This window comes from Lichenibacterium minor (genome assembly GCF_004137685.1).
Lineage (GTDB): Bacteria > Pseudomonadota > Alphaproteobacteria > Rhizobiales > Beijerinckiaceae > Lichenihabitans > Lichenihabitans minor.
The window spans coordinates 1-6,174 of sequence record NZ_QYBB01000096.1; the positions used below are offsets into that span (position 1 = coordinate 1).

At 66.5% G+C, this 6,174-nt stretch carries 3 protein-coding genes; 2 read left to right on the forward strand and 1 reads right to left on the reverse strand.

The window, feature by feature from the left end:
- Positions 1-109 precede the first annotated feature (109 nt).
- Complete coding sequence (locus tag D3273_RS26970) at positions 110-1,669, forward strand: MDR family MFS transporter (protein WP_129230035.1); 1,560 nt, start codon at positions 110-112, stop codon at positions 1,667-1,669.
- Positions 1,670-1,859: 190 nt separating this feature from the next.
- Here D3273_RS26970 and D3273_RS26975 read toward each other — a convergent pair whose 3' ends face one another.
- On the reverse strand, positions 1,860-5,090 hold the full coding sequence (locus D3273_RS26975; RefSeq protein ID WP_129230036.1) for a sensor domain-containing protein: 3,231 nt from the start codon (positions 5,088-5,090) through the stop codon (positions 1,860-1,862).
- Between the two features lie 887 nt (positions 5,091-5,977).
- On the opposite strand from D3273_RS26975, the gene D3273_RS28940 reads away from it, so the two are divergent.
- Positions 5,978-6,174: hypothetical protein (locus D3273_RS28940; RefSeq protein WP_207210921.1), on the forward strand; the 197-nt coding region annotated here is incomplete at its 3' end.

Below are 6,174 nucleotides of genomic sequence, written 5' to 3' on the forward strand. Positions count from 1 at the left end.
CCTGCGGCCGGGCCTGTCGGTCGAGGCCACGGTCGAAACGCGGGGCGACGCGCGGCCGAGCCGCACCCTCGTCGGCTTGGCCGCGACACGCTGAGCGGGGCGCCTCACCATGCATCCAGACACCGAGAAGGCCTCGCTGCGCCAGTGGCTCGCCGTCGCGGCGGCGATCCTCGGCGCCTTCACGGCCATCCTGGACATCCAGATCACCAATTCGTCGCTCAGCGACATCGAGGGCGCGCTCGGCGCTTCCTCGGACGAGGGCAGCTGGATCTCCACCGCCTACCTGATGGCGGAGATCATCGTGATCCCGCTGACGGGCTGGCTCGGCTCGGTCTTCGGCCTGCGGCGCTACCTCGCGGTCAACACGGGCCTGTTCATCGGCTTCTCGGTCGCCTGCGCGCTGTCGACGAGCCTGCCAGAGATGATCCTGTTCCGCGCCGGCCAGGGCTTCACCGGCGGCGTGCTCATCCCCACCGCCATCACCATCGTGCGGACGCGCCTGCCGAAGTCCCAGCAGGCGGTCGGCATCGCCTTCTTCGGCCTCACCGCCACCTTCGCGCCCGCCATCGGCCCGACGGTCGGCGGCTGGCTGACCGACAACCTGTCCTGGCACTACATCTTCTACCTGAACCTCGTACCCGGCCCCCTCGCCCTGGCGCTGCAGCTCTACGCGCTCGATCCCGCGCCGTTGAAGCTCGGCGAGCTGGCGAAGGGCGACTGGCTCGGCATCAGCCTGATGGCGACGGGCCTGCCGGCGCTGACCTTCGTGCTGGAGGAAGGGCAGCGCAAGGACTGGTTCGGCTCGCCGATCATCGTCGAGGGCGCCGCGCTGGCCGTGGTCGGCATCGGCGGCTTCATCCTGCGCGAGCTCATGGCGGAGCGGCCCTTCATCAACCTGCGCGTGCTCAAGAACCGCTCGGTCGGCGGCGGCTGCCTGTTGATGACGGTGCTGGGCGCCGTGTCGTTCGGCTCGATCTACGTCATCCCGGTCTATTGCGCCCAGATCCAGGGCTACAACGCCGAGCAGATCGGCTATGTCGTGATGTGGAGCGGGTTGCCTCAGCTCGTGCTCTTCCCCGCCATGCCGCTGCTGATGAAGCGCTTCGACCCGCGGCTGCTGGTGGTGGCCGGCACGCTTCTCTTCGCGCTGAGCTGCTTCATCAACGTCGGCCTCACCCACGACGTCGGCATGGACCAACTGATCCTGCCGCAGCTGCTGCGCGCCGCCGGCCAGCCGCTGTTCACCGTGCCACTGTCGCAGATGTCGACGGCGGGCCTCGCGCCGCGCGACACCGCCGACGCCTCCGCCTTATCCAACATGATGCGCAATCTCGGTGGCTCGATCGGCATCGCCATGCTGTCGACGATGATCGATCGGCGCGAGCACATGCATTTCTCGGTGCTGGCCGAGGCCATGACGCGCAACGCCGTGCTCACTCAGTCTCGCCTCGCCGTCATGACACATGCGATGCAGGCCCACGTGGTCGACCCCATCGCAGCACAGGCTCAAGCGCTCGGGTTGATCGCGTCCCAGGCGCGGCGCGAGGCTTACGTCATGGCCTACAGCGACGCCTTCTGGATCATCGCAGTCGGGCTCATCGTCAGCCTCGCCGCCATCCCGCTCCTGAAGAAGCCGCAAAGAGCGACCGGACCGATCGAAGCTCACTGATATGGCTCCGACCTGAACGTCCGCTCTCGCCTGGACCTCTATCGAAACCGGTCGGACCGCAATCCACCCTGCTTCGCCGTTGTTCGAAGCGGCTCGGATCGAGTGAGTCCTCCGAGCATGGATCGGCAAGGCTCTTCCGAGTCGGACCCGTATGGGCGGCTTCCGCCAAGCGAGGTCTCGTCGTGCGTCGTCACCGGCCAGGGCCGCGGAGTCCCTTCCATCCGGCGAGGAAGGTGGACAGGGTAGCCGAAGCCATCGGCTTAGCGAGGAGATAACCCTGCGCGAGATCGCAGCCGATGTCGGCCAGAAAGTCCATCTGCGACGGCGTCTCCACGCCTTCCGCCACTGCCTTCAAACCCAAGCTGTGAGCGAGGCCGATCACGGCCCGGATAATGGCTCGTGAGTCGTTGTCCGTTTCCATGTTGGAGACGAACGAGCGGTCGATCTTCAGCCACGACACGGGGAAGCGTCTCAGGTGGGACAGCGACGCGTAGCCCGTTCCGAAGTCGTCGAGCGCGATCGCCACCCCGGCGTCGTCCAGGTGCTTCAGAGCCTTGGTGACCGCAGTCGTCGCATCGTCCAGAAGGACGCCCTCCGTCACCTCGATCTCGAGGCAGTTCGTGCCGAGACCGGCGCCCGCCAAGGCCTGCAGCACGCCGTCCGCGAAGCCGTGGCGATGGAGTTCGGGCGCCCCCGCGTTCAGCGCGACGTGGCCGAAGGGCACGCCCCGCTCCGTCCAACCGCGCATGTCCTCGACGACGCAGCGCAGCATGCGTGACCCGAGACGGCAGGCGAGATCGGGATCGGCGAACGCCTCCCACAGATCCGCAGGGGAACGCAGACCGGACGGGTCCCTCCACCGCAGGAGTGCCTCGAAGCCGACTACCCGCCCCGTCCGGAGCGACACCTTGGGCTGGTAGAAGGGCAGCACCGCATCCCGGGCGAGAGCGTCCTTGGCCGAGCGGAGCACAGTGACGCGGCGCTCGAAATCATCACGCATGCCGGCGTCGAACGACGCCACGCGGTTCCGACCCGCCTTCTTCGCCGCGTAGAGCGCCACGTCGGAGTTCTTCAGCAGCGCCTTGGCGTCGCCGTCATGGCGGGGGTAGGCGGACCAACCGACGCTGCCGGAGCACTCGATCTCCCGTCCGCCGTGCATCACCGGCCGGCGCAGGGCCGACAGGATGTCCTCGCCCACGACGTCGGGCGCGGCGATGTCCCGTTCGCTGGACATGACGACGCCGAACTCGTCGCCGCCCAGGCGCGCCACGGTGGCGTCCGCGGGGCAGCAGCGCCGGAGCCTGTCCGCAATGGCCAGCAGCACGGCGTCCCCCGCGTCGTGCCCCATCGTGTCATTGATCTCCTTGAACCGGTCGATGTCGACGATTAGGACGCAGGCCTCGACTCGGTGGCGATCGGCCCGCGTCACGGCTTCCTCGACGCGAGCCTGGAACAGCGTACGATTGGCCAGTCCCGTCAGCGCGTCGGCGTGGGCAGCCAGCCACAGTTCGTGCTCAACCCGCTTGCGGTCCGTGACGTCCTGCATCGTGCCGATGCGCCGGGCCGGCCGACCCTCCCCATCGAAAATGAGGCGTTCGCGGTCCTCCACCCAGCGCACCTCGCCGGTATCGGACCGGAGGCGGAAGGTGCTCACCCGCAAGCCGCCGTGGACCTCCTCCGTGAGCAGCCGATCGTCGAGCAGTCGGCCGCGGTCGTCGATGTGCACCGCGTCGATAAAGAGGCGCCTTTCGGGACGGACGTTTCGAGGGACGCGGATCAGGTCGTGGAACTCGGGCGACCATTCACGATGCCCGGTCACAAGGTCGACGTCGTAGGTGCCGAGGCCGGCCACCTCGCTGGCCAGCCTCAACCTTTCCTCGCTGGCTTGGAGCGCCTGTTCGGCGGTCCGGCGCTCGTGAATGTCGGAGATGATGCCGACCCAGCCGTCGACCGGACCGTCGTCCGACCGGAGCGGTACGACGTCGTCCCTCACCCAACGATGGCCGCCTTCGATGTGGCAGAGGCGATATTCGTTCAGATAGGATTCTCCCGCGGCGCATGCTCGATCACGCCTCGACTTCACGCGCGCGCGGTCATCGGGATGGATCGCGTCCAGCCAAGCGTCGCCCACCGCCGGGGCGGAAATTCCCGTGAACTCCGCCCAGCCCTGGCGATCGCCGCTCACCTGGGCCGCGTCGGAGTGCCAGACGATCACCGATGTGGCGTCAAGGAGCGCCTGATAACGGCGCAGCGTGGAGCGGAGCGTGTCCCTCGTCTGCTTGCGGTCCGTGAAGTCCTCGAACGTGCCCACTCTGCCGACGGGGCGCCCTTCGTGGTCGAGCACGGCACGTCCCCTCGATGTGATCCAGCGTGTCTCCCCGGTGTCCGGACGGACGATGCGGAAGGTCGTCAGGGTCATCCCCGCCTCCTCCGCGATGTTGTCGTGGTAGCGTTCGAGGACGGCGTCCCGATCTTCGGGGTGGAGGACGTCGATGAAGCTGCATCCGGCCACCTCGTCCGCGAGGCCGAGCATGCTTCTAGCCTCGACCGACATCCCACACCTCCCCGTCGAGAGGTCGACGTCCCAGGTTCCGAGCGATGCCGACTCCAGCGCGAGCCGCAATTTCGTGCCCTCGTCCCGCAGCTTCTGCGCTGCGGCCCTGCGATTATGGACGTCGGTGACCACCCCAACCCAGGCGATCGCCGCGCCATCGTCGTCCGTCACGGGTGCGGAGCGGTCCTCGACCCAACGCCAGCCCCCCACCTTAGAACGCAGGCGGTACTCGATGGTGAGCGCTCGGCCGTCCCGCAGAGCGGCACGGGAGGTCCGGCGCGCCTCCTCCCGGTCTTCGGGATGGATGGCCTCCAACCAGTCCTCGAAGCTGGCAGGGTCGTGTAGGGACCCGGTGAACTCGGTCCAGCCACGGCTGTCGCAATCCCCGGTCTCGAGGTCACGGGTCCAGACGATATTGGACGTCGCCTCGACCAGCGTCCCGTACAGCCTCTCGGAGCGGCGCTTGGCGCGTTCCGCCTCCCGCCGTCCCGTCACGTCGCGGGAGATGACGAGGACGCGCGGCGGCTCACCTGCGGCGATCGGCAACGACACCAGACTGCTTTCCCACCATCGCGGCAGGCCCGTGGCCGTCGGGAGATAGCCTCGCAGCGTGCTGCGGCGCCCGTTCACCGCTTCCGCGAGCGCTTCGCGGGCCGCCTCGCGCTCCTCGCCGTGCCAGAACTCGATCCAGTTCTGTCCTACGGGAACGGTCGGACCCTCGAAACCCATGGCGGCGGCACCGCCCGCGTTTAACAGCAGCAGGGTCCCGTCAGCCGAGAGCATCTTGATGCAGTCGTCGCTCGACTCGAACGCCAATGCGAGCAGGTCATGGCTCAGCGTCTCTGGATGTCGGACCGGAAAGCCCATCGTGTCTCAGCCTGCCGTCTGGCGAAATGGTAAGGTCGTGCCATCGTGGTTAAGGCAAGCTCGTTAACAATTAGAGGCGAGATCCAGGACGCGGCGCCGGGTGCTGCCCTGTCATACGAGATCCGCTGGACCACCTCGGGTTTCGGCAAGGGCAGAAGGTACCAGTCTGGTCCAGCGGATCCCGTATCACATCTCTCATCCCGCCTCCCAATAACGTTGATCGGCTAGATCTGACCAATCCAGGCCGTTCGGCGCCCATCAAGGCCTGCTCCGCGACAGACGTTCGGACTTTTCGCTTGGCTGGTCAGAGTTAATGACGGACGGGCGCCCTAACTTTGCGTGCGTCTGTAGTCAGCCCGCTGGTGCACCGCTCTGTCGCCGAGTGGCAGATCGAGCCGGTCCGGTCGTGCGCGACGTCGCTAAGCGCGTCCGAACCTCATTGAACTGATTCCGACATGCCCGCGAACGCCAGCGGGCTGGACAACTGGCCGCCACCGCGCGTCTACCCCGCCTAGCGCTGCTTCGGCCCAGCAAACCGTTAATAAGTTGGCCGGTCTGAAGGGCGACATTCTTGCGTGTACGGCGGCCGTCTCCGCCTTCTCACACCTCGCCGAGGCGACGCCCAGAACGCGGACGCCATCGCGCGCGATGCCAGCCGACCATGCCCCTACTTTTTCAGAAGACGGGCACCGGAGACCCAATCGTCATTATGGCCCGCTTAACCCTGCCGTGGGTTAATCTGCCTCAGCTCAACTCGTCGTCACGTTTCGTTTTCGTGCATTATGCATCATCCGGTGGTGTCGGTGGCGAGCCTGCATAAACTCCTGACTGGCGATGATCGATTGAGAAACGTCGAAGCTGTTGTGATGAGGCGAGGGATCGGCTCCGTGAGCACGAGGATCACGATCTTTGTCGTGGGACTTCTGCTCATCTTGATTTTCGTTGCAGGCGTTTCGGTCATCGGGCTGACGTTCATCAACAATAATGCACAGACGATCACAAATCGGGTAATTGCTCACCTCCCCTGGGCTGGTGTGGTGTCGCGGGCGTCGGGAAGCGGTTGGATTTTTGGGTCGACGACGGC

Excerpts from the sequence above, each read along its gene's own strand:
- D3273_RS26970 (WP_129230035.1), top strand. The coding sequence starts at position 110 with ATGCATCCAGACACCGAGAAGGCCTCGCTGCGCCAGTGGCTCGCCGTC.
- D3273_RS26975 (WP_129230036.1), bottom strand. The coding sequence starts at position 5,090 with ATGGGCTTTCCGGTCCGACATCCAGAGACGCTGAGCCATGACCTGCTC.